Source organism: Pseudoxanthomonas sp., from assembly GCF_002863005.1.
Lineage (GTDB): Bacteria > Pseudomonadota > Gammaproteobacteria > Xanthomonadales > Xanthomonadaceae > Pseudoxanthomonas_A.
On record NZ_PKDG01000009.1, the window covers coordinates 152,427 to 178,384 of the forward strand.

General features: G+C 69.0%; 23 protein-coding genes. 11 read left to right on the forward strand and 12 right to left on the reverse strand.

What is annotated here, in order from left to right; all coding sequences use genetic code 11:
• Nucleotides 1–68 precede the first annotated feature (68 nt).
• The 3 genes from mnmE to CYU89_RS02930 all read left to right on the forward strand — a co-directional run bounded on the left by mnmE (nt 69) and on the right by CYU89_RS02930 (nt 3,354).
• A complete protein-coding gene (gene mnmE, locus CYU89_RS02920) occupies nt 69–1,409 on the forward strand; it encodes a tRNA uridine-5-carboxymethylaminomethyl(34) synthesis GTPase MnmE (RefSeq protein WP_296278717.1) in 1,341 nt (446 codons plus the stop codon).
• 231 nt (nt 1,410–1,640) lie between these two features.
• Entirely contained in the window at nt 1,641–2,636 is a 996-nt protein-coding gene (locus CYU89_RS02925) for an energy transducer TonB (protein ID WP_296278718.1), read from the forward strand.
• Between the two features lie 166 nt (nt 2,637–2,802).
• The gene (locus CYU89_RS02930; protein ID WP_296278719.1) at nt 2,803–3,354 is read left to right on the forward strand and encodes a porin family protein; all 552 of its coding nucleotides are present in this window, start codon (nt 2,803–2,805) and stop codon (nt 3,352–3,354) included.
• A gap of 59 nt (nt 3,355–3,413) precedes the next feature.
• Here CYU89_RS02930 and CYU89_RS02935 read toward each other — a convergent pair whose 3' ends face one another.
• The 4 genes from CYU89_RS02935 to CYU89_RS02950 form a co-directional block, all read right to left on the reverse strand.
• The gene (locus tag CYU89_RS02935; RefSeq protein WP_296278720.1) at nt 3,414–4,595 is read right to left on the reverse strand and encodes an ABC transporter permease; all 1,182 of its coding nucleotides are present in this window, start codon (nt 4,593–4,595) and stop codon (nt 3,414–3,416) included.
• Nucleotides 4,592–5,338 (reverse strand): ATP-binding cassette domain-containing protein, encoded by a 747-nt coding sequence (locus tag CYU89_RS02940; protein ID WP_296278721.1) that lies wholly within the window; start codon nt 5,336–5,338, stop codon nt 4,592–4,594. The genes CYU89_RS02935 and CYU89_RS02940 overlap by 4 nt, the downstream gene beginning before the upstream one ends.
• Before the next feature lie 43 nt (nt 5,339–5,381).
• Nucleotides 5,382–6,890 carry an alpha/beta fold hydrolase gene (locus CYU89_RS02945; RefSeq protein WP_296278722.1) on the reverse strand — a complete coding sequence of 503 codons (1,509 nt, stop codon included), beginning with the start codon at nt 6,888–6,890 and terminating at the stop codon, nt 5,382–5,384.
• A 107-nt stretch (nt 6,891–6,997) separates the two neighbouring features.
• Complete coding sequence (locus tag CYU89_RS02950; protein WP_296278723.1) at nt 6,998–7,750, reverse strand: ferredoxin--NADP reductase; 753 nt, start codon at nt 7,748–7,750, stop codon at nt 6,998–7,000.
• Nucleotides 7,751–7,850: 100 nt separating this feature from the next.
• Between CYU89_RS02950 and CYU89_RS02955 the strand changes: the two genes are divergently transcribed.
• From CYU89_RS02955 to CYU89_RS02975, 5 genes are all read left to right on the forward strand, one after another.
• Complete coding sequence (locus CYU89_RS02955) at nt 7,851–8,819, forward strand: ABC transporter ATP-binding protein (RefSeq protein WP_296278724.1); 969 nt, start codon at nt 7,851–7,853, stop codon at nt 8,817–8,819.
• Nucleotides 8,816–9,586, forward strand: a complete 771-nt coding sequence (locus CYU89_RS02960; protein ID WP_296278725.1) for an ABC transporter permease — start codon at nt 8,816–8,818, stop codon at nt 9,584–9,586. The genes CYU89_RS02955 and CYU89_RS02960 overlap by 4 nt, the downstream gene beginning before the upstream one ends.
• On the forward strand, nt 9,586–10,515 hold the full coding sequence (gene panE, locus CYU89_RS02965; protein ID WP_296278726.1) for a 2-dehydropantoate 2-reductase: 930 nt from the start codon (nt 9,586–9,588) through the stop codon (nt 10,513–10,515). The genes CYU89_RS02960 and panE overlap by 1 nt, the downstream gene beginning before the upstream one ends.
• On the forward strand, nt 10,512–11,414 hold the full coding sequence (locus CYU89_RS02970; RefSeq protein WP_296278727.1) for an epimerase: 903 nt from the start codon (nt 10,512–10,514) through the stop codon (nt 11,412–11,414). The genes panE and CYU89_RS02970 overlap by 4 nt, the downstream gene beginning before the upstream one ends.
• Before the next feature lie 93 nt (nt 11,415–11,507).
• On the forward strand, nt 11,508–12,023 hold the full coding sequence (locus CYU89_RS02975; RefSeq protein ID WP_296278728.1) for a hypothetical protein: 516 nt from the start codon (nt 11,508–11,510) through the stop codon (nt 12,021–12,023).
• A gap of 11 nt (nt 12,024–12,034) precedes the next feature.
• Here CYU89_RS02975 and CYU89_RS02980 read toward each other — a convergent pair whose 3' ends face one another.
• Complete coding sequence (locus CYU89_RS02980; protein WP_296278729.1) at nt 12,035–12,832, reverse strand: TatD family hydrolase; 798 nt, start codon at nt 12,830–12,832, stop codon at nt 12,035–12,037.
• A gap of 158 nt (nt 12,833–12,990) precedes the next feature.
• Here CYU89_RS02980 and hrpB point away from each other — a divergent pair, with 158 nt between their 5' ends.
• Nucleotides 12,991–15,477: an ATP-dependent helicase HrpB gene (gene hrpB, locus CYU89_RS02985; RefSeq protein ID WP_296278730.1), complete on the forward strand. Its 2,487-nt coding sequence runs from the start codon at nt 12,991–12,993 to the stop codon at nt 15,475–15,477.
• A 311-nt stretch (nt 15,478–15,788) separates the two neighbouring features.
• Complete coding sequence (locus CYU89_RS02990) at nt 15,789–16,169, forward strand: hypothetical protein (protein WP_296278731.1); 381 nt, start codon at nt 15,789–15,791, stop codon at nt 16,167–16,169.
• A gap of 23 nt (nt 16,170–16,192) precedes the next feature.
• Here CYU89_RS02990 and CYU89_RS02995 read toward each other — a convergent pair whose 3' ends face one another.
• The 4 genes from CYU89_RS02995 to CYU89_RS03010 form a co-directional block, all read right to left on the reverse strand.
• Nucleotides 16,193–16,729 carry a pseudouridine synthase gene (locus tag CYU89_RS02995; protein WP_296278777.1) on the reverse strand — a complete coding sequence of 179 codons (537 nt, stop codon included), beginning with the start codon at nt 16,727–16,729 and terminating at the stop codon, nt 16,193–16,195.
• Between the two features lie 65 nt (nt 16,730–16,794).
• Nucleotides 16,795–17,382: a cytochrome b/b6 domain-containing protein gene (locus tag CYU89_RS03000; protein WP_296278732.1), complete on the reverse strand. Its 588-nt coding sequence runs from the start codon at nt 17,380–17,382 to the stop codon at nt 16,795–16,797.
• Nucleotides 17,379–18,485, reverse strand: a complete 1,107-nt coding sequence (locus tag CYU89_RS03005) for a catalase family peroxidase (RefSeq protein ID WP_296278733.1) — start codon at nt 18,483–18,485, stop codon at nt 17,379–17,381. Before CYU89_RS03005 ends, CYU89_RS03000 begins: the two co-directional genes overlap by 4 nt.
• 19 nt (nt 18,486–18,504) lie before the next feature.
• A complete protein-coding gene (locus tag CYU89_RS03010; protein ID WP_296278734.1) occupies nt 18,505–19,368 on the reverse strand; it encodes a methyltransferase in 864 nt (287 codons plus the stop codon).
• 144 nt (nt 19,369–19,512) lie between these two features.
• Between CYU89_RS03010 and CYU89_RS03015 the strand changes: the two genes are divergently transcribed.
• Nucleotides 19,513–20,541 carry an NADP-dependent oxidoreductase gene (locus CYU89_RS03015; RefSeq protein WP_296278735.1) on the forward strand — a complete coding sequence of 343 codons (1,029 nt, stop codon included), beginning with the start codon at nt 19,513–19,515 and terminating at the stop codon, nt 20,539–20,541.
• A gap of 10 nt (nt 20,542–20,551) precedes the next feature.
• Here CYU89_RS03015 and CYU89_RS03020 read toward each other — a convergent pair whose 3' ends face one another.
• From CYU89_RS03020 to aceK, 3 genes are all read right to left on the reverse strand, one after another.
• Nucleotides 20,552–21,457, reverse strand: a complete 906-nt coding sequence (locus tag CYU89_RS03020) for a hypothetical protein (RefSeq protein ID WP_296278736.1) — start codon at nt 21,455–21,457, stop codon at nt 20,552–20,554.
• Nucleotides 21,454–24,159, reverse strand: coding sequence for a bifunctional acetate--CoA ligase family protein/GNAT family N-acetyltransferase (locus CYU89_RS03025; protein ID WP_296278737.1), 2,706 nt, complete (start codon nt 24,157–24,159; stop codon nt 21,454–21,456). Before CYU89_RS03025 ends, CYU89_RS03020 begins: the two co-directional genes overlap by 4 nt.
• Before the next feature lie 67 nt (nt 24,160–24,226).
• On the reverse strand, nt 24,227–25,936 hold the full coding sequence (gene aceK, locus CYU89_RS03030; protein WP_296278738.1) for a bifunctional isocitrate dehydrogenase kinase/phosphatase: 1,710 nt from the start codon (nt 25,934–25,936) through the stop codon (nt 24,227–24,229).
• Nucleotides 25,937–25,958: the final 22 nt, after the last annotated feature.

Below are 25,958 nucleotides of genomic sequence, written 5' to 3' on the forward strand. Positions count from 1 at the left end.
CACGAAGCCCGCCCTCCGGCGGGCTTCGTGTTTCCGCTACCCTTGAAGCGCTTCCACGAACCCGCACCATGACGCCAGCGCAGGACACCATCGTCGCGATCGCCACGCCGCCGGGAGCGGGCGGCGTCGGCATCGTCCGGCTGTCGGGGCCGGCGGCGCAGGCGATCGCGGCGACGATCTGCGCACGCGCGCTGTCGCCGCGCCGCGCCTGCCACGTCCACTTCCGTGATGCCGATGGCGGCACGCTGGACGACGGCATCGCGCTGTCATTCCCCGGTCCGGCGAGCTTCACCGGCGAGGATGTCGTGGAACTGCAGGCGCACGGCAGCCCGGTCGTACTGCAGCAGCTCGTTGCCCGGGCCTGCACGCTCGGCGCGCGGCCGGCGCGGCCCGGCGAGTTTTCCGAACGCGCGTTCCTCAACCACAAGTTCGACCTCGCCCAGGCGGAAGCGATCGCCGACCTCATCGCCGCCGCCGACGCGCGCGCGGCCCGCGCCGCCCGGCGCTCGCTTGACGGCGTGTTCTCCGAACGCGTGGGTGACATCGGCCAGTCGCTGCTGGCGCTGCGCGTGCATGTCGAAGCGGCGATCGACTTCGCCGACGAATCCATCGAGACGCTGGGCGGCGAGCAGGTACGCGAGCGCCTGCTGGATGCGCGACGGCGGCTGGAGGCCTTGCTCGTCGACGCCGAACGCGGGCGCAAGCTGCGCGATGGCGTGCATGCGGTGATCGTCGGTCCACCGAACGCGGGCAAGAGTTCGCTCTTGAATGCGCTGGCCGGCAGCGACCGCGCCATCGTCACCGATGTTGCCGGCACCACCCGCGATACCCTGCGCGAAACCGTCCGCCTGGATGGGCTGGAACTGCACCTGGTGGACACCGCCGGCCTGCGCGAGGGTGGCGATGCGATCGAGCGCGAAGGCATGCGCCGGGCTCGGCTGGAACTCGGCCGCGCCGACGTGGCGCTGGCGGTTGTCGATGCGCGCGATCCCGACGCCGGTCGGGCGGCGATCGCCGACAGCCTCCAGGACGTGGGCACGGTGCTGTGGATCCACAATAAGGCCGACCTGCTCGCCGACGTGCCCGCGGAAGACGGCGATCATGTGTACGTGTCCGCCGCGCGGGGCACGAATCTCGACCGTCTGCACGACCGCCTCCGCGCGCTTGCCGCCGGGCCGGCCAGCGAGGGGGGCGACGGCGAATTTTCCGCGCGCGCTCGCCACGTCGATGCCCTGCGGCGCGCCGCGGCCCACGCGGCGCTGGCGGCGGAGCATCTGGCACACGAGCACCTTGAACTGGCCGCCGAGGAACTGCGACTGGCCCACGATGCGCTGGGCGAGATCACCGGTCGCCTCAGCGCGGATGACATGCTGGGCCATGTCTTCTCGACGTTCTGCATCGGGAAATGACGCTCAAGCCGCCTAGTCCACCAAAAGTGTGACGAACATCAAGTGTCGTGCCCGAGGTGCCGACGTACTCTGGCGTCCGGGTAGGGGTACCCGGAAGGCATCGCGCTGTTCCCGGCCGGAAGGTCGGGTGGATGGCGGGCCCGTGCTGATTCGCGACACCCGGTCCCGCGCCTCCCGAGGGCGCACCGGACGTGCCGACACCATAAGAACGTACTTGGGGGAATTGAAACGATGTCCTTGATCCAGACCACCGGCCGCCTGCGCTATGTCGCGCCGCTGATGCTCATTGCCGCCCTGGCGGCGTGTTCCAAGCAGGACGAAGCGGCCAAGCCCGCCGCCACGCCGGGTGCGGCGGCCGTCCCCGCGACGCCGCCGCCGCCGGCCGTGTCCGCGCAGGTCCAGGCGATGGACGCCGACGCACTGCGCGACGCCGCCACCAAGGCGCTGCGCGAGAACCGCATCTATGCGCCCGGCGGCGACAACGCCATGGAGTACTACCTGGCGTTGCGCGACAAGCTGCCGAACGATCCGGGCGTGACGAGTGCGCTGACCGACCTGATGCCGTACACGCTGATCGCCGCCGAGCAGAGCATCGCGCGCGAAGAGTTCACCGAGGCCCAGCGCCTGTCGGCGATCATCGAGAAGGCCGACCCGAAGGCGCCGGCCCTCCCACGCCTGCAGCAGAGCATCGCAGCGGCGCAGCAGGCGGTCGCGCAGCGCGCGGTCACCGATGAAGCCACCAAGACGAAGGCCGACGAGGACGCACGCCTGCGCGAGCAGCAGCGGTTGGCGCAGCAGGCCGAACAGCAGCGTGCCAGCGAAGCCGCCGCCGCCCAGCAGCTGGCCCAGCAGCAGGAAGCAGCGCGGGCCGAAGCCGCACGGCAGGAAACCGAACGCCAGGCCGCCGCGCAGCGTGAAGCCGCCGAACGCCAGGCCGCCGCCACGCGTGCGGCCGTACCCGCCGCCGCTCCGGCGCAGACCCTCCGTGCGGTCAGCACGCCGGCGCCGCGCTATCCGCCGGAAGCGCTGCGGTCGGGCACGCAGGGCGAGGTGCTGGTCGAGATCACCGTCGGCGTGGACGGATCGGTCACCAATGCCCGCGTCGTGCGCGCCACGCCGGCACGCGTGTTCGACCGCGAAGCGCTGAATGCCGTGCGCCGCTGGCGCTTCGAGCCGCTCGATGCCCCGGTCACCACGCGTCGCACGATCGGCTTCAGCCCGGGTTGATCGCACGCCCCAGCCGCATGCGGAACGCCGGCCTCGTGCCGGCGTTTTCGTTTGCGCCGCACATCGACTAACACAAGACCTGCGGCACTGGACGCCAACACGGACGACGATTACTGTGCCGCCGCCCGCGTGACGGGCGAACATCACAACAACACGGAAGGACTCCATGAAGCGATTCACTGTTGCCGGCGCGGTTGCGCTGGCGTGCCTGACCCTCTCCACCACCGCCGCCGCCACACAGGCAGGCCAGTGGTACGGCCGTGCCGAGATCGGCCACAGCGACCTGGAGATCGAGGTCGACGGCCTGACGGCCGACGATACCGACACCGCCTACAGCCTGCGCATAGGCCATTACGTCACCCCGCACTTCGCCGTCGAAGGGTTCTATTCGATCCTCGGCGACCGTTCCATCCAGGGTATTTCCTACGACATGGATGCGGTCGGCCTGGGCGTGGTGGGCAAGAAGGCGTTCGGTGCCGACAACACCGGCTTCTTCATCGCCGGGCGTGCGGGCGCGCAGAGCGTCAATTCGAAGCTGAGCGCCGATGGCGTGTCGTTGCGCGAACGCTCCACCAAGCCGTACGTGGGCGTGGGCGTGGGTTACGACTTCGACCACAACAACGGCCTCAGCCTGAACTACGACTACAACAAGGGCGACCTGTTCAACGCCGACGTCACCGCCCAGACGCTGACGCTGGGCTACGAATACCGGTTCTGAGTCAAAAAAAACGGCCACCGCACGGTGGCCGTTTTCTTATCCGGCAGGGAGCGCCGCCTTTATCCCGCGACGGCGAGCTTCTCCTGGTGGTAACGGCGCACCGCCGCGTACCACAGCAGCGCGGCCACGCCGAACGCCGCCGCCACATAGACCAGCCAGGTCTGCGCACTGATGTATTCGTTGCGGATGACCTTCAGCAGCAGCTGGTTCTGCGCCAGGAACGGCACGGCGAACTGCCACAGCTGGCTCTTCAGCGGGTTCGCCATCAGCGCGAACGTCGGGATCATCGGCAGCAGCATCAACCACGTCATGTGGCTCTGGGCTTCCTTCATGCTCTTGGCCGACGCGGCCAGGTACGTGAGCAGCGACGTGCCGATGAAGAGCATGGGCAACAGGATCAGCAGCATCTTGCCCATCGACAGGAACGACACGTTCAACTGCCGGCCCAGCGTGCCCGCGAACTGCGCACTGAACTTGAACGCCAACAGCGTCAGCAGCAGGGTGGTCAGGCCGATCACGCACGCGGCGGCGATCTTGCCGCTGACGACCGCGCTGCGCGGCGCGGGTGTCGCCAGCAGGGGTTCCAGCGATTGCCGTTCGCGCTCGCCGGCCGTCGCGTCCAGGATCAGGTACGCGCCACCGATGAACGAGGTGAGGATCAGCAGGTAGGGCAGCAGCACCGATAACAGCATGCCTTGCTTGGCTTCGGGCGTCGCCAGGTCCTGCATGCCGATGTTGACGGGTCGCGCCACCGACGCATCGACGCCGCGTGCCAGCAGGCGCAGCGCGCCGACCTGTTGCGCGTAAGCCGACAGGGCGGCGTTGACGCGCTGCGTCGGGATATCGGCGTCGCGTCGCGTGCTGTCGCGGATGATCTCCACCAGCGCCGGACGCCCGTTCCGCCAGTCCTCCGCGTAAGCGGGACTGATCCGCAGCGCGACGTCGATCTCCTGCGACCGGATCGCGGCATCCAGGTTGTCCGGCGCCTTGGCGGGGGTGATGCCGTTGGTGGCGAGGAACTTCACCAGGTTCGGCGCATGCTCGGCGCCGACCATCGGAATCTCCAGCGTCTTGTCGACCTGCGTGCGGATGCGGTTCTCGGTCAGGTAGCCCATGCCGAGCATCAGCGCCGGATAGAGCAATGGACCCAGGAACAACGCCAGCGCCAGCGTCCGACGGTCGCGCGACAGATCGCGCAACTCCTTGCGCATCACGGTGAAAACAGTGCGGAACATGTTCATGCCAGCAGGCCCTCCTCCGAACCGATCACCTTGACGAAGGCGTCCTCCAGGTTGTCCTCGCCCGCTTGCGCGCGCAGTTCGTCGGCGGTGCCGGCGGCGACCACGGTGCCCTTGGCGATGATCACGATGCGGTCACACAGCGCCGCGACCTCCTGCATGATGTGGCTGGAGAAGATCACGCAGCGGCCTTCGTCGCGCAGCTGGTGCAGGAAGCTGCGCATCGCGCGCGTGGTCATCACGTCCAGGCCGTTGGTGGGCTCGTCGAGGATGACGTTGCGCGGGTCGTGCACGAGCGCCCGCGCGATCGCGGTCTTGGTGCGCTGGCCCTGGCTGAAGCCTTCGGTCTGGCGATCGAGGATGTCGCCCATGTCCAGCGCATCCGACAACGCCCGGGTACGTTCGGCGATCTGCTTCGACGAGAGTCCGTGCAGTTCGCCGAAGTAGGCGATGTTCTCGCGTGCGGTCAGGCGCTTGTACACGCCGCGCGCGTCGGGCAGCACGCCCAGTGCGCGGCGCACGGCGACGGGGTCCTGCGCGGTGTCGATGCCGTCCACTTTGACTTCGCCGCGATCGGGCGTCATCAGCGTGTACAGCATGCGCATGGTGGTGGTCTTGCCGGCGCCGTTGGGGCCGAGCAGGCCGGTGATCTGGCCGTCGTGGGCGGTGAAGCTGACGCCGTCCACGGCGGTGACCGTGCCGGTCTTGGTCTTGAAGGACTTGTGCAGGTCGTTGGCGATGATCATTCGGTCATGTCCATTGAAATGAAGTGGCGCGCGGTGGCGCGGCTCACGGTTCCCAGCCATTGAAGCTGGTGAAGGGCGGTACGTAATCGAGGCTGTCCAGGCACGTCGCGTCCAGGCCCTTGGCATCGGCGGTCTCCAGGAAGCGGCCCAGCAACTTCGGCATGCAGCCGACCGCGAACGTACCGTGGCCCTGGCCCTTCAGCACCAGGTGGCGGCCGTTCGACAGCGTGCGCAGCACCTGCTCGCCGTAGCGCGGCGGGGTGACCGGATCCAGCTCGCCCGACGCGATGAGCGTGGGGATGTCCGAGTTCCAGGCGGTGTGGAAGTCCGCCGGCCGCTTGCCCGTGGGCCACGCCGTGCACTGCGTCTTCAGGGTGTCGCCGAGCAGGCTGCCGAGGACCGTGTCCGCATCCGCCGGATCGGACTTCAGCAGGTCCGCGTCTTCGGCGCAGATCACCGACAGCTGCATGCCGTGCATGAACTGGTCGCCCACCTGGGTCTCCAGCAGCTTCGACAGCGACATCAGCGAGCCGTAGCGGCCCTGCTGCGCCTCGTTCAACACCAGCGGCAGCAGGGCAGCGCCCTGCGGGTAGTACGAGTACATGCGGGTGATGCCGGCGACGGCGCCCGCGGTGACCTCACCGGTGACGAGCTCGCCGGTGGACGGGTCGCGGTACTCGGTGCTCACCGGCGCGGCGGCCAGGCGCGTCATGAGTGCGCGCAGCTGCCCGCGCAGGTCGTCGCCGAAGCGCTCCTTGCAGGTCGGCGTCGCCTGGCATCGCCGGAACTGCACCGCCAGCGCCGCGTCCAGGTTGCGGGCGTGCTCGCTGCCCAGCACCAGTTCGTTCGGTACCACGCCGTCGATCACCACGCTGCGCGTGCTGTCGGGGTGACGCATGGCGTACTGCTGCGCCACGCGCGTACCGTACGAACCGCCGACCAGGTTGATCTTCGTGGCACCCAGCGCCTTGCGTACGCTGTCCAGGTCGCGCACCGCATCCGTGGTGGTGTAGAAGCGCGGGTCGGCCTTCAGCGACGCCGCACAGGCACGGGCGAACGCGGCCGCCGATGCCTCGCTCATGTCCTCCGGATCGCCGTAGGCGTTGCGGCCTTCGTCATCCTTGCAGGACAGCGGATTCGACTTGCCGGTACCGCGCTGGTCGACCAGCACGATGTGGCGCGACTTGCGCACCTCGCGGAAAGCCGCGTCGATCGCCGGCCAGACCTGCACGGCCGACTGCCCCGGACCACCGGCGAGGAAGAACACCGGGTCTTCGGTCGCCGCGCCCTCGTTGGTGGCCGGCAGCCACGCGATGTTCAACGCGACCTTGCGGCCCTCTGGCCTGGCCGGATCCTCGGCCACCTCGTACGTCGTGCATTGCGCTTCCACCGTCGTGGTGAGGTAGGGCGCGGTGAGCGTGCAGGGCGTGAAGGCCAGCGCGCCGTAGTGGCGGACGGCCTGCTGGTCGGGGCCCGGGGCCGCGCCGTTGCAGCCGGCGAGTATCAGGGCGCCCAGGGCTGGCGCGAGTGTTCGACGAAACTGGAATTCCATGTATCTGTCCCGTTGTAGGCTGGTTCCAGCATGCCATGACGACGTGGCAGGCCGGATGTGACCAAAGAAACGGGACGGCGTGCCGGGAAGCCCGGCATCGCGACGGGCTACTTGCTGCTGACGTACTTCTCGCGCCGGATCTGGGGACCCGGCAGGCCGTGTTCCTTCAACGCCTCGAAGCTGGCGTCCACCATGTTGGGGTTGCCGCACAGATAGGCGATATCGCGCGCCGCATCGGGAGCGAACTCGGCCAGGAACTGCTGCACGTAGCCCTGGCGCACATCGGGATGGGGGTCGTCGGGCAGCTCGCGGGAAAAGCAGGGCACGAAGCGGAAGCCGGGATGCGCATCGGCGAAGGCCCGGAACTCGTCGCCGTACAGCAACTCGGCCGGCGTCCGTGCACCCTGCAGCAGCACGACCTCGACGCCGCGCTCGGCCATCAGGGCTTCCAGCTGCGGCAGCATCGAGCGGTAAGGCGTGACGCCGGTACCCGTGGCGATCAGCAGGTAACGCGCGTTGCGGTCGCCCGGCATCAGGCAGAAGCGGCCGAACGGGCCGCTGGCTTCCACGTGTCCGCCTTCAGGCAGGCCCTCGAACAAGGCAGTGGCCGCACCGCCCGGCACGTAACTCACTGCGATCTCCACCGCGTCGCCCGGGCCCATCGCATGGTCGTGGATCGTCGCCAGCGAATAGCTGCGCTTGGTCGCGGTGCCATCGGCATAGGCGAAATGCACCTGGATGAACTGGCCGGGGATGAAATCCAACGGCTGCCCGTCGTCGCGGACGAAACTGTAGTGGCCGACGCTGGGCGCCAGCATCCGGCGTCCGACGAGCTTCAAAGGGAAATGCACGATCGCCAAGGCGGCTGGAACACTGTGTGGCCCGGGTCGGCCCCGGCGGGACGCCTATAATAAGCGCTCGCATCCCCCCGGGCGCCGTCGCGGCGCCACAAGGTATCCCATGGCGTCCACGACAACGGCTCCGGCGGCGGTTCCCGCGCTGGCCATCACCGACCTGCGCAAGGTCTACGACACCGGCGTGCAGGCCCTCAAGGGCGTCTCGCTGCAGGTCGAACCCGGCGATTTCTTCGCCCTGCTCGGGCCGAACGGCGCCGGCAAGTCCACCCTGATCGGCATCGTCAGCTCGCTGGTCAACAAGAGCAGCGGCCAGGTCGGCGTGTTCGGCGTCGACATCGACCGGGACCGCGACGGCGCGATGCGCCTGCTCGGCCTGGTGCCGCAGGAAATCAACTTCAACATGTTCGAGAAGCCGCTCGACATCTGCGTGAACTACGCCGGGTTCTACGGCATCCCGCGCGCCGAAGCGCTGGTGCGTGCGGAAGAGGAACTCAAGCGGGCGCAGCTCTGGGAGAAGGCCAGCGTGATGAGCCGCACGCTGTCCGGCGGCATGAAGCGCCGGCTGATGATCGCGCGCGCCATGATGACCCGGCCGAAGCTCCTCATCCTCGACGAGCCCACCGCCGGCGTGGACATCGAGATCCGCCGCGGCATGTGGAAGACGCTGAAGGACATCAACGCCGCCGGCACCACCATCATCCTCACCACGCACTACCTGGAAGAAGCCGAGAGCCTCTGCCGCAACCTGGCCATCATCGACCGCGGCGTGATCGTGGAGCAGGGCCCGATGCGCACGCTGCTCGCCAAGCTGGACGTGGAAGGATTCCTGTTCGACATCGACGGCGACCTGCCGGCCCAGCTGCCGGTGATCGAGGGCACCACGCTGACGGCCACCGACGGCCACACGCTGGACCTCGACATGCCGCGTGCGATGGACCTCAACCGCGTGTTCGCCGCGCTCAACGATGCCGGCATCCGCGTGCGCTCGATGCGCACCAAGAGCAACCGCCTCGAGGAGCTGTTCGTGCGCATGACCGGCAATGGCGATGGCACCAAGGAGAAGGCGGCATGAGTTCCCCGAACATGGTCGCGCTGGGCACCATCGTCCGCCGCGAAGTCGCCCGCATCCTGCGCATCTGGGGCCAGACCCTCGTGCCGCCGGCCATCACCATGACGCTGTACTTCCTGATCTTCGGCGGCCTGATCGGCCGCCAGATCGGCGACATGGGCGGCTACACCTACATGGAGTTCATCGTGCCGGGCCTGGTGATGATGAGCATCATCCAGAACAGCTACGGCAACATCTCCTCCTCGTTCTTCGGCGCCAAGTTCGGCCGACACGTCGAGGAGCTGCTGGTCAGCCCGATGCCTAACTGGGTGATCCTGCTCGGCTACGTGGCCGGTGCGGTGCTGCGCGGCCTGCTGGTCGGCGCCATCGTGCTGGTGATCGCGATGTTCTTCACCAAGGTGCGCATCCCGCATCCGCTGGTGACCATCACCACGGTGCTGCTGGGCGCGACGATCTTCTCGCTGGCCGGTTTCGTCAATGCGGCCTATGCGAAGAAGTTCGACGACATCGCCATCGTGCCGACCTTCATCCTCACCCCGCTGACCTACCTGGGCGGCGTGTTCTATTCGGTGACGCTGCTGCCGCCGTGGGCGGAAGCGCTGACCCACGCGAACCCGATCTTCTACATGGTCAACGCGTTCCGCTACGGCCTGCTCGGCACCAGCGACGTGCCGCTGTGGATCGCATACGCGCTGATGCTGGCGTTCGTGGTCGGCCTGGGCGCGCTGGGGCTGTGGCTGCTGAAGAAGGGCGTGGGGCTGCGCAGCTGATGCGCCTGCTCGTGCTCGGCGCCGGCGGCACCGGCGGTTATTTCGGCGGCCGGCTGGCGCAGGCCGGCATCGACGTCAGCTTCCTGGTGCGTCCCGCGCGCGCGGCGCTGATGCGCGAACGCGGCCTGCGCATCCGCAGCCCGCTGGGCGATGCGGATGTTCCCGCCCAGGTCATCACGGCGGACGAACTCCGTGATGCCGCGCAGTTCGACCTGATCCTGCTGAGCTGCAAGGCCTACGACCTTGACAGTGCGATGGACGCCGTCGCTCCTGCGGTCGACGCGGGGGCGCGTGTGGTGCCACTGCTCAACGGGCTGCGCCACTATGAAGCGCTCGACGCGCGCTTCGGCTTCGATAACGTGCTCGGTGGGCTGTGCTTCATCAGCGCCACGCTGGGCCCCGACGGCGACATCCTGCACCTCGGCAAACCGGCCTCGATGACCTTCGGTGAACGCGACGGGCAGGCATCGGAGGACCGTCTGAAGGCGCTCGCGGCCGCCTGCGCGCAGGCGGCCATCGATCACCTGTACACGCCGGACATCGCGCAGGCGCAGTGGGTGAAGTACAGCTTCCTGACCGCGCTGGCCGCCGGCACCTGCCTGATGCGCGCGCCGATCGGCACGATCGTGGCGGGCGAAGGTGGCGTGGACTTCATGACGGCATTGCACGAGGAATGCCTGGCGGTCGCCGCGGCGTCGGGCCAGCCGGTGCCGCCGTCTGCCCAGGCATCGGCGCGCGAAACGCTGACGGCCCCCGATTCGCCGCTGAAGGCGTCCATGCTGCGCGACCTGGAAGCGGGCCAGCGCATCGAGGCTTCTCATATCGTCGGCGACATGGTGCGTCGTGCGCGGTCCGACGGTGTCGACGTGCCGCGACTGCAGACCGCGTGGGTCGCGCTGCAGGCCTACGAACAGCAACGCCACGCATGAGCCCGGACGCGCCGCCGCCCTGGTTGCGGCGGCTGGTCGTGCTCGGCATGGGTTATACGGGTACGCGTTTCGCGCAGCGCCTGCGGGCGCACGGCGTGCACTGCGTGGGAACGACACGCACGCCCGACCCCGAAGACCCGATGCGCCACCGTTTCGATGGCCGGCTGCCGGTCGATCCCCGCCTGCTGGATGCGCTGGCGCAGGCCGACGCCATCCTCGGCTCGATGCCGGCCGGTGCGGACGGCGATCCCGCGCTGCCGTTGCTCGCCGATGCGCTGGCCTCGAACGATCGGCTGCGCTGGTCGGGCTATCTCTCCTCGACCGGCGTGTATGCGGACCGGCAGGGCGGCATCGTCGACGCGGCATCCGTCGCCGACGGCACCGATGCCACCGCGCGCATGCGGCTGACAGCGGAACGGCAATGGCGTGAACTCGCGCGGCGGCGCGGCATCCCCTGCGGCGTGTTCCGGCTCGCGGGCATCTACGGGCCCGGCCGGAACGCGCTGCGCCAACTGGCCGACGGCACGGCACGCCACTGGGTGAAGCCCGGCCTGGTGTTCAACCGCATCCATGTCGATGACGCCTGCGACGCGATCACCGCTTCGCTATGGCATACGCGCACGCCGGACGCGACCTACCTGATCGCCGACGAGCTACCGGCACCGCCGCAGGACGTGCTCGCCCATGCCGCCGCGCTCAGCGGCCTGCCGTTGCCGCCGGCCGAACCCTACGACGCCGAACGCGCATCACCAGCACTGCGTCGCTTCTACGGGGCAAGCAAGCGCATCGACGCGCGGCAGACCCGGGACGCGCTGCACTGGCGGCCGCGCCACGCCGACTACCGGCAGGGACTCGCATCGCTGTGGGGGGCCGGAGAAGGACGCTCCTGCGCGGGTTGAACCTGCCACGCGAGGGGAGAGCGTCTGCTCCCGGCTTCACGCCGCCCTGACGCTGTCTGCCTCCATGCTTCGCCACCGCTCCGGGGCGCCGCCATGAAGCACCTGCACAAGCTGTTCCTCGCCGGCCACCTGGCCATCATCGCCCTGTTCTTCGCCGCCGCCATCGCGCTCGTCGTCCTGGCCGCGAGCGAGTTGTGGCATGGCGTGGTCATCGCGGGCAACGACGCCGGCCTGCGCGGCCGTTTCGACAACATCCTCGAGAGCATCGGCATGCTGACCATCGGGCTGGTCGCGCTGGAGCTGGCGCAGACGGTGTTCGAAGAAGAAGTGCAGCGCGACGTGAAAGTCAGTGGTCCCACACGCGTGCGGCGTTACCTGTCGCGCTTCCTCGTCGTCATCGTCATCGCACTGTCCATCGAGACGCTGGTCGCCGCGTTCGAACTGATGCACGAAGATCCCCGGCAGTTGCCTTACGTCTTCGCGATCGGCGGCTCGGCGGCGCTGCTGCTGGTGGCGTGGGGCGTGTTCGTCCGCCTCAACCGCAGTGCCGAAGAGCTCGAACCCGAGGCCATGCAGCAGGCCAAGTCTGAGGACACCAAGGTTGGTTGACGCGGTCCTGCTCAGGCGCCTTCCGGCAGCCGGAAGAACGCGCGCGCCGTCGCCGTCGTGGCGGCGGCGGTGACCTCGATGTCCTCGCCGCGGTCGCGCGCCAGCTCGGCCACGATGTGGGCCAGGTACATCGGTTCGTTGCGGCGATGCGAGGGCTGCGGCTTCACCGTGCGCGGCAGCAGGTAGGGCGCGTCGGTCTCGATCATCAGCCGGTTCGCCGGGATGTTCTTCACCAGCTCGCGCAGGTGCAGGCCGCGGCGTTCGTCGCACAGCCAACCAGTGATGCCGATGTACCAGTCCTGGTCCAGGCAGTCGAACAGTTCCTTCTTCGTGCCGGTGAAGCAGTGCACGACGGCCGGGCCGAGCTGGCCGTCGAAGTTCTTCATCATCGCCACGAAATCGTCGTGCGCGTCGCGCTGGTGCAGGAACAGCGGCTTGCGGGTGTCCACCGCGATCTGCAGCTGCCGCTCGAACGCCTTGCGTTGCGCCGGCCGCGGCGAGAAATCGCGGAAGTAATCCAGTCCGCATTCGCCCACCGCGACGACCTCGGTATGCGCATGCAGCGCGCGCATCTCGGCGTCGCATTCGTCGGTGTACTCGGTGGCGTGGTGCGGGTGCACGCCTGCCGTGGCGAACAGCTCGCCCGGATGCGCCTGCGCCAGGCGCAGGGCCGTCGGCGAATGCTCGCGGCTGGCGGCGGTGACCACCTGCTGCACCACCCCGGCTTCGCGCGCGCGCTGGAGCACCGCGTTGCGGTCGTGGTCGAAGCTTTCGTGGGTGAGGTTGGCGCCGATGTCGATGAGATCCATGGCGGCATTTTAGCCGGTGTAGGCGCTGGGTTCTGGGATGTGCGATGTGGGAGCGACGTAAGTCGCGATGCGGCTTCCGCGGTGATTCATCGCGACTTACGTCGCTCCCACATCCAGGTGCAAGAGTTCGACCGGGAAAGCCTTATCCTTCCCACCGCATGCCGTCTCCCGCCTTCCCGATCATCCCGCTGCTGCCGGACATCGTCCGCAGCCTGTCCGACCATCCGCGCCTGGTGCTGGAAGCCCCGCCCGGTGCGGGCAAGACCACGCAGGTGCCGCTGGCGCTGCTGGACGAGCCGTGGCTGCAGGGCCGCAAGATCGTGATGCTGGAACCCCGCCGCGTGGCCGCACGCGCGGCGGCCGGGTTCATGGCCAAGCAGCGGGGCGAAGCGGTCGGCGGCACGGTCGGCTACCGCATCCGGTTCGAGAACAAGGTCGGGCCGGACACGCGGATCGAAGTGGTCACCGAAGGCATCCTGACCCGGATGATCCAGGACGATCCGATGCTGGAGAGCGTCGGTGCGATCCTGTTCGACGAATTCCACGAACGCCACCTGGCGGGCGACCTCGGCCTGGCGCTCGCGCTGGACGTGCAGGCGCAGCTGCGCGAGGACCTGCGCATCGTCGTGATGTCTGCCACGCTCGACGGCGAGAAGCTGGCGCGGTTCCTCGAAGCGCCGCGGCTGAGCAGCGAAGGCCGGGGCTTCCCGGTCCAGGTCGCGCACTTCCCCGCACGCCGCGACGAGCCCACCGACGTGCAGGCGCGTCGCGCCATCGAACAGGCCGTGCAGGCGCACCCCGGCGACGTACTGGTGTTCCTGCCTGGGCAGCGCGAGATCGCGCGCGTGGCGACGATGCTGGCGGAGGTCTTGCCGCAGGACATCCTCGTCCTCGCCCTGCATGGCGAATTGCCAGTGGAGAAACAGTCCGAAGCGCTGCAGCCGGATCCACAGGGCCGACGCCGCGTGGTGCTGGCGACCAACGTGGCCGAATCGTCGGTGACGCTGCCCGGCGTGCGCGTGGTGGTCGACAGCGGACAGGCACGCGAGCCTTCGTACGACCCGAACAGCGGGTTCTCGCGGCTGGAAGTGACGACTATCTCGCAGGCCTCCGCCGACCAGCGCGCAGGCCGCGCGGGTCGCGTGGCCGAAGGGTGGGCGTATCGCCTGTGGCCGCAGTCGCAGCGGCTGGATCCGCAGCGGCGGCCCGAGATCGCGCTGGTCGAACTCGGTGCGCTGGCGTTGGAGCTGGCCGCATGGGGCAGCGACGACCTGCGCTTCGTCGATGCCCCGCCGCCCGGCGCGATGAACGCCGCGCGCGACCTGTTGCGCCGCCTCGGCGCACTGACGCCGACGAACGCCATCACACCGCTGGGCAAGCGCATGCTCGCGCTCGGCACGCATCCGCGACTCGCGGCGATGCTGCTGTCGGCAGGCGAGGGCGAGGACCGCGCGCTCGCCTGCGACCTCGCCGCGCTGGTCGAAGCGCGCGATCCACTGCGGATGGGCGGCGATGCGCTGGCCGCGCGCTGGCGCGCCCTGGCGGCGTTCCGCAGCGGCCGCGCGCCGCAGGACGCGAACCGCTCCGGCCTGGCCGCGATCGAAGCCGCCGCGAAGCAGTGGCGCCGCCGCGTGCGTGAGAACGCAGCGCCGCCATCCTCCGTTGAAGCGCATCGCCTGGGCGACGTGCTGATGCATGCGTTTCCGGACCGCATCGGTTTCCAGCATCCGCAGGACGCACGTCGCTACCTGCTGGCGAACGGACGCAGCGCACGGCTGTTCGACGACAGTGCGCTGGTCGGCGAGCCGTGGATCGTGGTCAGCGAGCTTCGCCATGAAGCGCGCGACGCGCTCGTGCAGCAGGCCGCGCCGCTGGACGAACGGCGGCTGCGACGCGACTTCGCCGATCGCTTCGTCACCGAGGACACCGTGCGCTGGGATGCGTCGCGTCGCGCGCTGTCTGCGCAACGCGAATCGCGCTTCGACCAGATCGTGTTCGACGCACGGCCTGCCGGCCGCGTGGATCCCGTGCTCGCCGCCGCCGCGCTGACCGATGCGGTGCGCGACCTCGGTCTGGACGCGTTGCCGTGGCCCGAATCGCTGCAGCAATGGCGCGAACGCGTGCGCTGCCTGCGCGAGTGGATGCCCGACCTCGGCCTGCCCGACCTGTCCGACGACGCATTGATGGCGACGCTCGATACCTGGCTGAAGCCCGCCTTCGCCGGCAAGACGCGGCTGGATGCGCTGGGCGAGGACGATCTGGCGAACGCGCTGAAGTCCGGCCTCGACTGGTCGCTGCGCCAGCGCATCGATGCGCTCGCACCCACGCGGATCACCGTGCCGTCGGGCATGGAGCGCCGCATCGAGTATGCGCACGGCCAGCCGCCGGTGCTGGCGGTGAAGCTGCAGGAGTTGTTCGGCCTCGCCGACACCCCGCGCGTGGCGGACGGCCGCGTGCCCGTCCTGCTGCATTTGCTCTCACCGGGCGGCAAACCCCTGCAGGTGACCTCCGACCTGCGCAACTTCTGGAGCTCGACCTACGCCGAGGTGAAGAAGGAGATGAAGGGGCGGTATCCGAAGCATCCGTGGCCCGACGACCCGTGGAGCGCCCAGGCGACCCATCGGGCGAAGCCGCGCGGTACGTAGCGCGTCGTTATCGCCTGTCGCGGCGGCGGCGCACCCACTACGTTGGCGGTGGGTTCCACTCGGCGCGGCCCGACGACCCTTGGAGCGCCCAGGCGACCCATCGAGCGAAGCCGCGCGGTACGTAGCGTGCGCCATGCGCACGACCGCATGAAGCTCGCTTCATCGCACGGCCTCACGCATCCGCCTCTCTATCGCGTGCTCGACGCGCATCACGTTCAGCCGGCGGCCAGCGCGGGGCAGCGGAACTAACACCACGTAAACATCCAGCGCCGGACACTGGCGTCCTCCCCACCCCTTTCAGGGAAGACGCCATGAGCAAGCTGACCACCATCACCGATCGCGCACTCGAGCTGGCCAGCCAGGCCGGTACCAGCCTCAAGCATGCGGTTCCCAGCGCCGACAAGCTGCTGCAGACCGGCGCCGCGCTCGGCGTGGCGAAGACCGGCGGCAGGCTGGCCGTGGGCTTCGTGCGTCGCAATCCTGCCGTCGCCGTGGCCACCGGTATCGGCGTCGGGCTGCTGGCCCTGGTCGCTTACCGCAAGCGCAAGCAGGACCAGGCCACGGGTGCGATCGAAGGCAAGTCGCGCCGCGTTGAAGCGCGCAAGGTCAATGGCACGGCCAAGACCTCCACGGCACGCAAGACCGGAACGCCGCGCAAGCCGCGCAGCACGGCGCGTACCGCCGAGAGCTGATGTCTGATGGCTTGGCGCCCGCGTTACAGCGGGCGCCACATGCCCGGCATCAGGTCACCCAATCGGGTATCGCCCATCGAGGCACGCACCAGTCGCAGCGTGGGCAGGCCGACGGCCGCCGTCATGCGCCGGACCTGGCGGTTGCGACCTTCGGTAATCGTCATCGAAAGCCACGCATCCGGCACCGACTTGCGGAAGCGGACAGGTGGATCGCGTGGCCACAGGGCCGGTGCGGGATCCAGTCTCTCGACCAGCGCAGGCCGCGTGGGCCCATCGTTCAACACCACGCCGCGCCGCAGCCGGTCCAGCTGCGCTTCCGTCGGAGCGCCTTCCACCTGCACCCAGTACGTCTTCGGTTGCTTGTGGCGCGGATCGGTCAGCCGGTTCGCCAACGCGCCATCGTCCGTGAGCAGCAGCAAGCCTTCGCTGTCGTAATCCAGCCGACCCGCCGCATAGACGCGCGGCGGCAGGCCGAATTCCGCCAGTGTCCGCCGCGGCGGATCGCTGCGGTCGGTGAACTGGCAGAGCACGTTGAAGGGTTTGTTGAATGCGATCAGCACGCGCGGCGGTCCGGCCATCGAGCACGATGCGCATTGCCGCGAGGATGGAGTGTCGGGTTCATCACTCAGGCGGCTGGTGCCGGGGGCTCGGGCGGCTGGCTATCGGGCGTCGCCGGCCAACGGGGTCTTGCGCGCGCCATGGCCTCGAAAACGCCATCGCGGCGCACCCACGCATGGTGGAGCGCTGCCGCCGCGTGCAGCAGGATCAGCGCGAACAGCGCATAGCCCAGCACGCCATGCGCCTGTCGCAGGGCGCTGTACAGGGCGGGATCGTGCGGAAGGATCGGTGGCAGCGAAAAGGTGGCGGTCATGCGGACCGGATAGCCGCCGGCCGACAGCATCGCCCAACCGAGCAGCGGCATGGCCAGCATGGCCGCATACAGCGCGACGTGCGACCCCTTCGCCGCGAGCGCCTGCGCGCGGGAAAGCGAAGCGGGCAGGGGAGGCGGCGGGTGGCGCCAGCGGTACAGCAGGCGGACCAACGCCAGCACCAGCACGGCGATGCCCAGCGGGCGATGCAGGTCGACCAGTGCCGGCCGCCAGGCGAGCGACGCGACCATGCCGACGCCGACGAACAGCATCGTCAGGATCAGGACCGCCATGCCCCAGTGCAGCAGGCGCGCGACCGCATCGAAATGGCCGTGACGGTTCACCGGCCCACCTCCGCGTCCGATGCGGCCGGCGGCGTCGCGATGTCGCCGCGCGCAGTCTCGCGCTCGCGACGATTGAACGACACGCTGTACGCAGCGGCGCGTGCAGCGAGGATGGGGTCGCCGGACAGCGCCACGCCGTCCGGCACCACGGTGGGGTCGTAGTTCACGTCGCGGCATGCGCCGGTGGCCTGGGCCTCGCTGCGGTCCAGCACCAGCGTGCCGACCACCTGCTGCGGCCGCGACGCCGGCCACGGCTGCGACGGGTCATCGACCGGATCGCCGGCCACCGCTTCCGTGACCACCATGTCCCAGCGCAGCGGGCCCCGGGCGAGCCGTCCCTGCAGTTCGCCTTGCAGGTAATCCGCTTCGGCCTGCCGGCGTGCGGTGTCGGCCAACGGTTCGAACGCGGCCTGCGGTCGCATCGACCACCGCACGAAGCGTGAGCGGCCTTGTGCATCGATGAATCGGAAGGCATTCACGCCGTTGTAGTCCGTGTTCGCCCAACTGCTCGACCACGGCGCGGATTTCGCCCAGGCCTGGAAGCGGGCGGCTTCCGGATACTGCGCGAGGAACGCCGCCATCTTCGCCGGGTCGGGCTTGCCGGTGGCCGGATCGGGGCGCGACGCCAGCATCTGTGCATGGAAACCGGCCGGCGTGGCCACCGCGAAGAACGGGAAGCTGTTCATCGCCATCCGCCATTCCTGTCCGTCGTCCGTCCGCAACGACAGCGCCAGGCTGCGCACGCGCGCCTGCGCCTCGGCGCCGAAGGGATCGCCGCCACCGATCGACAGGCGCCCCTGCACCGGCGTCCTCGACTGGGCGAAGACGCGGGCACGCGACAGCGCAGCGGCCTGCGGCGTCGGGACGAAATGGCCGGACACGCACATGCCCTTGCTGTGCGCGCGCCGGAAGCCCGGATAGGGCTTGCCGTTCTCGATGTCGTCAACCAGCCGCGGGGCGGTCAGGCGAGTTTCCGGTCCGATCCGGCCCGCGACCCAGGCGAAGGCCAGCGCCGCCGCCAGGACGATGGCGGCGATCGCCAGCAACGCTCGCCAAGGACGTCGACCCTGGCCCGCGTGCGCATCATCGTGAGGAACGCTCATCGCGACGCCCGCGCCCCTGTCAGGGCTTCACGAACCGCAGCGTCATGCGGTCGCTTTCGCCGATGGCCTGGTACTTCGCGCGGTCCGCTTCCGGGTGGTTGTTGGACGGCGGCAGCGTCCACACGCCGTTCGGGTGGTCCTTGGTGTCCTTCGGATTGGCGTTGATCTCGCTCTTCGCCTGCAGCTGGAAGCCGGCGGCCTTCGCCAGCGCGATCACCTGCGCCTCGCTGACATAGCCGGTGTCGTCGTCTGCCGCCACGTCCTGGTTCGCGCGGTGCTCCACCACGCCCAGCACGCCGCCGGGCTTGAGCACGGCGAAGAAGCCCTTGAACATCCCTTCGGCCTGGTTCGCGCTGCGCCAGTTGTGCACGTTTCGGAACGTCAGCACCACATCGGCGGAATTGGCCGCGCCGAAGACCGGAGCGGCGGGGTCGTACTTCACCGTCACCGCCTTGTCGAACTGCGCGGGAGCATCGACGAACTTCTTCTGCAGGCCATCGACGCTGCGCTGGTAGTAGCTGCGGCTCTTCTCGGCCACGGCCGCCGGATCGACGACCGCAGCGACATAACGCCCCTCCGCCTTCAGGTACGGCGCCAGCACCTCCGAATACCAGCCGCCGCCGGGGGTGATTTCCACCACGGTCTGCGATGGCTTGACGCCGAAGAACGCAAGGGTTTCCTTCGGATGGCGATGGACGTCGCGCGCAGTGTTCTTGGCATCGCGCCACTCGCCCTTCAGCACGGCGTCGAGCGCGGCGGCATCGGATGCGGACAGCGTGTGCGCGGCGTCCGCGGCCTTGGCCGGCGAAGCGGCGAATGCGGGTTGCGATGCGGCCAGTGCGGCCACCAGCGCCAGGGACAGCGGAACCATGCGGATCGTCATCGGGAAGGCCTCCAGAAAGGTGCGCGGAGCCTAGCACGCAGCATGTTCAGCCCGCATGGCGGCCGTCGCGCCGCGGCCACGCTTCATCGCATCCGCACGCGGCCTCGCTAGACTGCGACGCATCGCACCGCCGGACACGCCGCCATGACCCGCCAGGATCCCACCCGCAACACCCGCATCGTGCTGGCCGCCCGCCCGCAGGGCGAGCCGACGGCCGACGATTTCCGGATGGAACAGGTGCCGCTGCCTGCTCCCGCCGATGGCCAGGTGTTGCTGCGCAACCGCTACCTGTCGCTGGACCCGTACATGCGCGGACGCATGAATGCCGGGCGCTCGTACGCCAAGCCGGTCGAGATCGACGAGGTCATGGAAGGCGGGACGGTGTCCGAGGTGGTCGCCTCCCGCCACCCCGATCTGAAGGTGGGCGATGTCGTGCTTGCGCACGGCGGCTGGCAGACGCATGCGGTGGCCGATGGCAAGGGGTTGAAGCGCACGCTGGACGCACGCGTGGCGCCTTTGACCACCGCGCTGGGCGTCTATGGCATGCCGGGCTTCACCGCCTATGTCGGCCTGCATGAAATCGGCAAACCGCAGGCCGGCGAAACGGTCGTGGTGGCCGCCGCCAGCGGACCGGTCGGCGCGACCGTCGGCCAGATCGCGAAACTGCAGGGGGCGCGTACCGTCGGCATCGCCGGTGGCGAGCGCAAGCGTGCCTACCTGCACGACGAACTCGGCTTCGACGTCGCGCTCGACCATCGCGCCCCGGATTTCGCCGACCAGCTGCGCGCCGCGTGCCCTGACGGCATCGACGTCTATTTCGAGAACGTCGGCGGAGCCGTGTTCGATGCCGTGGTGCCGCTGCTCAACGATTTCGCCCGCATCCCGGTCTGCGGGTTGGTGGCGCACTACAACGACAAGGCTTTGCCGGCCGGGCCCGACCGCATGCCGTGGCTGATGGGGCAGATCCTTTCCCGGCACCTGACCATGCGCGGCTTCATCCAGTACGACTTCATCGCGCTGTATCCGCAGTTCCTGCGCGAGATGGGCTGCTGGCTCGCCGAAGGAAAGATCCGCTACCGCGAGGACATCGTGGAGGGGCTGGAGAACGCACCGCGCGCGCTGATCGGCCTGCTGCGCGGGGAGAACTTCGGCAAGGTGGTGGTGAAGCTCTGAGCACGGCGGCTCAGCGCTCGATGCCGTGCTCGGCTTCGTAAGCCTGCATCTTCGCGATGGCGTCCAGCAGATACGCGTACCACGCCTTCTCGATCTCCTCGATCGGTCCGATCAGGCGTTCGAAGTCGGGCGTGGAGGCGCCCAGGGCGAGCAACTGTTTGTAAGCGCTGGCGTACCTCCCGTCCCGGTGGTGGAACAGGAAGTGCGAGAGACTCCAGTAGTGCAGGTAGTACAGATTGACGTGCTGGTCGATGCCCGGGCCGCGGCCTTCCACCAGCTCCCGCAACGGGATGAAACGCAAGGCCGCGACGTCGGCGTCGAGGCTCCCCGTGAGCTTCATGCGCGACAGCCACCAGGTCGGATAGGTGTCGGGATCGCTGCGACCCGGGGTGAGCACACCGTTCTCTAGCCAGCTCGCGCCGAGATAGCCCGCGACGCCTTCGTTGGCCCACGCGGGCAACCGCCAGCCGGCGACTTCGGTGTTCAGTTGGTGCACGGCCTCGTGCAGCATCCAATGGTACGGGTTCGCGCTGCCGCTCCCGTAATACGCATAGCAGGCGGGCCGCAGGTAATAGGCTTCGGCCCATGGCCGGCTGCGGTTGTTGCGCGCGAACTCGTCCGCGTCGCGGTAGAGCACCAGGATCAGCGGCGTGGTCGACGGCGCCACATGGTCCGCGAACAGCGACAGGTAGGCGGCATGCAGGCTTTCCGCGGCGGCGGCGATCTCCTGGGTCTGCGCAGGCGTCGCCGTGCTGTGCACGTGGTAGTGCGCGGTCTGCAGGAGGCGTGCGCCGTCCGGGATCGATGCCTTGGGCACGGAAGCACGCTTCGGGGGTGCGGCCTTCCACACGATGACGCCGGCGACCGAAGTCGCCAGCGCCAGTGACGTCGCGACCAGCACGGTGCGACGCTTCATGCGGAGGCGGGCACCGGCAGGCTGACGTTCATCAGCGTGGGGTCGTCCGGGTCCAGCTTCACGGTGAAGCCCAGGCTTTCGCACATCGCGAGCATGGTGCGGTTCTCGCGCAGCACCTGGCCTTCGATCAGCTTCAGGCCCTGCCATTGCGCGTACTCGATCATGATCTGCATCAGCTTCCAGCCGATGCCGTGGCCCTTGAGGTCCGAGCGAACGAGGATGCCGTACTCGCCTTTTTCGTAGTTTGCATCCGCATGAAGGCGGACTGCGCCCAGCATCTCGTGGGTGCCCGGATGTACCGCGACCAGCGCGATCGAGCGCGCATAGTCGAGCTGGGTCAGGCGTGCGATGAACTCGTGGCTGAAATGGCGTACCGACTGGAAGAAGCGCAGGCGCAGGTCCTCGTCGGTGATGCGGGTGAAGAACTCGCGGAACATCGCGTCGTCTTCCGGCCGCACCGGTCGAACGAGCGCGGGCTGGCCGTCGGCGAGTTCGATGGTCCGCTCCCACTCCGTCGGATACGGGAAGATCGCGAAGCGCGGATGGCCGCGGCCCTTGTGCAATGCCCGGCCGCGCGCCACGGCGATGCGCGCGTCCACCGCGACCACGCCATCGCGGTCGGCGAGCAACGGGTTGATGTCGAGTTGCTGGATCTCCGGAATGTCCGCGGCCAGCTGCGCCAGCTTCACCAGTACCAGCGCGACGGCGCGCTCGTCGGCCGCCGGCACGTCGCGGTACGCCTTCAGCACGCGCGACACACGGGTGCGTGCGATCAGTTCGTGCGCCAGGCGCAGGTCCAGCGGCGGCAGGGCGACGGCCTGGTCGTTGATGACTTCCACCGCCGTGCCGCCACGGCCGAACGCGATCACCGGGCCGAACACGGGATCGTCGGCGATGCCGGCGATCAGTTCGCGCGCCTTCGGGCGCAGCACCGTCGGTTGCACCAGCACGCCTTCGATACGTGCCTCGGGCCGGCGTTCGCGCCCGCGCTGCAGGATGCCGGCGGCGGCTTCGCGCACCGCGTGTGCGTTCGGCAGGTTGAGGCGCACGCCATCCACGTCCGACTTGTGCGGGATATCGGGCGAGAGGATCTTCACCGCCACCGTCCTGCCCTCGGCGAGCAGCGGGGCAGCGATGCGCGCGGCATCCTCGGCGTCGGTCGCGCGCCACAGCGGCGCCATCGGAATGCCGTAGGCGGCGAGCAGTTGCGTGGTGGCCAGCGGATCCAGCCAGGTCTGGCCGGCGTCCAGCGCGCTGTCCACCAGCGCGCGCGCCATCGCCACGTCGGGACTGAAGTCTTCCGGCAGGCTGGGCGGCGTCTCCATCAACGCGGCCTGCACCTCGCGGTGGCGCACCAGGTGCATGAAGCCGGCGACCGCATCGGACTCGTTCGGATAGCGCGGTATCTGGGCGGCGTCGAGGACGGCTTCGGCCTGGGGATCGTTACCCAGCCAGACGGTGAACACCGGCTTGCGCAGGCCGTGCGGAGGACGTTGCGACAGCACGCGCGTGACGGCATGCGCCGCTTCCGATGACGACGACAGCACGGTCGGCACGTTGACCGCCAACAACGCGTCGTTGTCGGGATCGGCGAGCAGCGCTTCGATGGTCGCGGCATAGCGGTCCGCGTCGATGTCGGTCAGCAGGTCGACCGGATTGGTACGCGACCAGCCCACCGGCAAGAGACGGTCCAGTGCATCGCGGGTGGCATCCGACAGTGTCGCCAGCGTGCCGCCCTGTTCGTACAGGTGGTCCACCGACAGCGCGCCGACCCCGCCGCCGTTGGTCAGGATCGCCAGTCGGCGGCCGTGGAACGGGCGTACCTGGCCCAGCGTGCGCGCAGCGGCGAACAGTTCGTGCAGCGAGCGCACGCGCAGCAGGCCGGCACGACGGAACGCTGCACCGTACACGGCGTTGGGACGCGCGAGATTCTGCGAATGCGTGCTGCCGGAAGGCGTCACCTGGGCGCGGCCGCCGTGGCCGGACTTCACCACGACCACGGGCTTGGTGCGCGCGGCCGCACGCGCGGCGGACATGAACTTGCGCGCGTCGCGGATCGCTTCCACATACAACAGGATCGCGCGCGTGCGGTGGTCGGTGGCGAAGTAGTCCAGCAGGTCGGCGAAGTCGACATCCAGTGCATCGCCCAGCGACACGACGGCGGAGAAGCCGACCGGTTGGCTCATGCTCCATTCCACCAGGCCGCCGGAAATCGCACCGGATTGCGAAATCAGCGCGAGGTCGCCGGCCTTCGGGAAACGACTCGCCAGGCTGGCATTGAGGCGCGCATGCGGCGCGATCACGCCCAGGCAATTCGGACCCAACACGCGCAGGCCCTTCTCGCGCGTCAGCGCTTCCAGTTGCGCGGCCGGCGAACCGGGGCCGCTGCCCATCGCCGCGGTGAGCACGACCACGGCAGCCGCGCCTTTCTCCGCGGCTTCGGCGGCCAGCTGCGGCACCGTTGCCGCGGGGGTGGCGATCACGACCAAATCCGGCGTCCACGGCAGGTCGCGCAGGTGGCGCACCGTCGCGACGCCGTCCATCGGCGACGGATGCTTGTTGACCAGGCCGACGGGACCGGCGAAGCCGGCGTTGAGCAGGTTCTCCACCACCGCGCGGCCCACCGAGCGCGGACGCGACTGGCTGCCGACCACGGCGACGGCGCGTGGGCGGAAGATCGAGTCGAGGCGGTAGGTACTCATGGCGGGAAGGCGGTCTCCACGTGGCGGCTAGGGTAACGCGCCGCCTGTTGCGGGGGCATGCGCGCCGTCACGCGAGCTTGAGCGTGTCCGGGTAAGGCGGAGTATCCGGATAGTCGCCCGCCGCGAGGTGCGACTGAAGGTCGCGCCACCAGTCAGGCTGGAACAGCGCGCCGTGCGCGGCCTTCAGCGCCTTCGCCTGCGGCTCGGGCAGGCCGAGGAACTGCGGGAACCGCTCCGGGAACACATCACCGGCGTCCACATGGAACCACGGCGCACCGGCCATCTGTTCTTCGTAGCTCTCCGCCTGCGGCCAGTCGCGGAACCGGCAGTCGGTGACCAGCCGCAGTTCGTCGTAGTCGTAGAAGACCACGCGTCCGTGCCGGGACACGCCGAAGTTCTTCAGCAGCATGTCGCCGGGGAAGATGTTGTTGCGCGCCATGTCCTTGATGGCCTGCCCGTAGTCGAGCGCGGCGGCGCGCGCGGCCTCGGGCTTCTGCTCGCGCAGGTAGAGGTTCAACGGCCGCAACCGGCGCTGCACGTAGCACAGCGCGATGACGAGGTCGTCGCGGTCTTCGCTGATGCTCTGTGCGCAACTCTCGCGTAATTCCTGCAGCAAGGCCGGCGCGAACCGAGCACGCGGAAAGCGCAGGAAGCGGAATGCCTGCGTGTCCAGCAGCCGGCCGACGCGATCCAGGTGGAAGACCAGGTCGTACTTGTCTTCCACGTCCTGCCGGCTCATCGCCTTCGGATAGGCGAACCGGTCGCGAATCACCTTGAACACCAGCGGGTAGCTGGGCAGGGTGAATACCGCCATCACCATGCCGGGCGTGCCTTCGGCATGCACCAGCCGTTCGTCCGGATGCGATGCGAAATGGTGGAAGAACGTGCGGTAGCGTTCGGTCTTGCCCTGCTTGGCGCGGCCGAGCACGGTGTAGATCTCGTCGATCGGCTTGCCCGGCAACAACGAGCGCAGGAACACCACCGCATCGCCGACCGTTGACAGGTCGGCGTGGAAATAACTACGCGAGGTGCCGAACAGATGCGCCACGTCGGCGCGATGGGTCAGCACGGCTTCCGCCCTCAGCTGGCCGCCGTCGTTCACCAGCGCGATCACGCAGGGCGAGAACCGGTGTTCGCCGAACACCCGGCCGACCAGATAGGCGCGCCGCTCGCGGTAGAACACCGTGTCCAGCAGTTCGATGCCGCGCACCGGCTGCGCCCCCCAGTGCGCCAGGTCGTCCTGCAGCCGCACCGCGATCGCCGCCGCGCACCGGGTGCGGTGCGCATACGGCACGTCGAAGCCGTAGTCCGCCAGCACGCGCGCGAAGGTGTCGGTGGGCCGATGCTCGGAGACCGCGTAACTGTGGCGGGCGACGGGGTGGGTGATCGCGTCGGTGGGTTCCACATCGAGCGCGACGAACTCCAGCGCCGGGTCCACGCCGCGGATGCGCAGGAAGCGGCGGCTCAGCGTGTTGTAGAAGGTCTTGTAGAGCTCGCGGTCGATCTGCCCGCTGACCAACTTCTCGAACGCCGTACGTGCGGCGATCCACAGCGTCCGGTCATGGGCCTGTCCCAGCAGTACCGCCTGCAGCCGCAGTGCGCACTCGGCGATGCATTGGTCGTACAGTTCGATGCGTTCGACCGCATCGGCGCGGGCCGCGGTCCAGTCCTGCGTCTCGAACCGGATCTTCGCGCGCCGGGTGATCTCGGCGAAGCGCGCGTGGTAATCCGCGAAGGCGTCGTGGATCAGGCGGACGATGGCGTCGGCGGGGACCATGCGCGCGATGTTAGCCGGCACG

What these genes read in the sequence shown, in the direction of transcription:
- CYU89_RS02960 (WP_296278725.1), top strand. Translation starts at nt 8,816, where the DNA reads ATGAGTTCCCCGAACATGGTCGCGCTGGGCACCATCGTCCGCCGCGAA.
- panE (WP_296278726.1), top strand. Translation starts at nt 9,586, where the DNA reads ATGCGCCTGCTCGTGCTCGGCGCCGGCGGCACCGGCGGTTATTTCGGC.
- CYU89_RS02945 (WP_296278722.1), bottom strand. Translation starts at nt 6,890, where the DNA reads ATGGAATTCCAGTTTCGTCGAACACTCGCGCCAGCCCTGGGCGCCCTG.
- aceK (WP_296278738.1), bottom strand. Translation starts at nt 25,936, where the DNA reads ATGGTCCCCGCCGACGCCATCGTCCGCCTGATCCACGACGCCTTCGCG.
- CYU89_RS03010 (WP_296278734.1), bottom strand. Translation starts at nt 19,368, where the DNA reads ATGACGATCCGCATGGTTCCGCTGTCCCTGGCGCTGGTGGCCGCACTG.
- CYU89_RS02970 (WP_296278727.1), top strand. Translation starts at nt 10,512, where the DNA reads ATGAGCCCGGACGCGCCGCCGCCCTGGTTGCGGCGGCTGGTCGTGCTC.
- CYU89_RS02990 (WP_296278731.1), top strand. Translation starts at nt 15,789, where the DNA reads ATGAGCAAGCTGACCACCATCACCGATCGCGCACTCGAGCTGGCCAGC.
- CYU89_RS02955 (WP_296278724.1), top strand. Translation starts at nt 7,851, where the DNA reads ATGGCGTCCACGACAACGGCTCCGGCGGCGGTTCCCGCGCTGGCCATC.
- CYU89_RS03025 (WP_296278737.1), bottom strand. Translation starts at nt 24,159, where the DNA reads ATGAGTACCTACCGCCTCGACTCGATCTTCCGCCCACGCGCCGTCGCC.
- hrpB (WP_296278730.1), top strand. Translation starts at nt 12,991, where the DNA reads ATGCCGTCTCCCGCCTTCCCGATCATCCCGCTGCTGCCGGACATCGTC.
- CYU89_RS03020 (WP_296278736.1), bottom strand. Translation starts at nt 21,457, where the DNA reads ATGAAGCGTCGCACCGTGCTGGTCGCGACGTCACTGGCGCTGGCGACT.
- mnmE (WP_296278717.1), top strand. Translation starts at nt 69, where the DNA reads ATGACGCCAGCGCAGGACACCATCGTCGCGATCGCCACGCCGCCGGGA.
- CYU89_RS02940 (WP_296278721.1), bottom strand. Translation starts at nt 5,338, where the DNA reads ATGATCATCGCCAACGACCTGCACAAGTCCTTCAAGACCAAGACCGGC.
- CYU89_RS02935 (WP_296278720.1), bottom strand. Translation starts at nt 4,595, where the DNA reads ATGAACATGTTCCGCACTGTTTTCACCGTGATGCGCAAGGAGTTGCGC.
- CYU89_RS02980 (WP_296278729.1), bottom strand. Translation starts at nt 12,832, where the DNA reads ATGGATCTCATCGACATCGGCGCCAACCTCACCCACGAAAGCTTCGAC.
- CYU89_RS03015 (WP_296278735.1), top strand. Translation starts at nt 19,513, where the DNA reads ATGACCCGCCAGGATCCCACCCGCAACACCCGCATCGTGCTGGCCGCC.
- CYU89_RS02975 (WP_296278728.1), top strand. Translation starts at nt 11,508, where the DNA reads ATGAAGCACCTGCACAAGCTGTTCCTCGCCGGCCACCTGGCCATCATC.
- CYU89_RS02925 (WP_296278718.1), top strand. Translation starts at nt 1,641, where the DNA reads ATGTCCTTGATCCAGACCACCGGCCGCCTGCGCTATGTCGCGCCGCTG.
- CYU89_RS02930 (WP_296278719.1), top strand. Translation starts at nt 2,803, where the DNA reads ATGAAGCGATTCACTGTTGCCGGCGCGGTTGCGCTGGCGTGCCTGACC.
- CYU89_RS03005 (WP_296278733.1), bottom strand. Translation starts at nt 18,485, where the DNA reads ATGAGCGTTCCTCACGATGATGCGCACGCGGGCCAGGGTCGACGTCCT.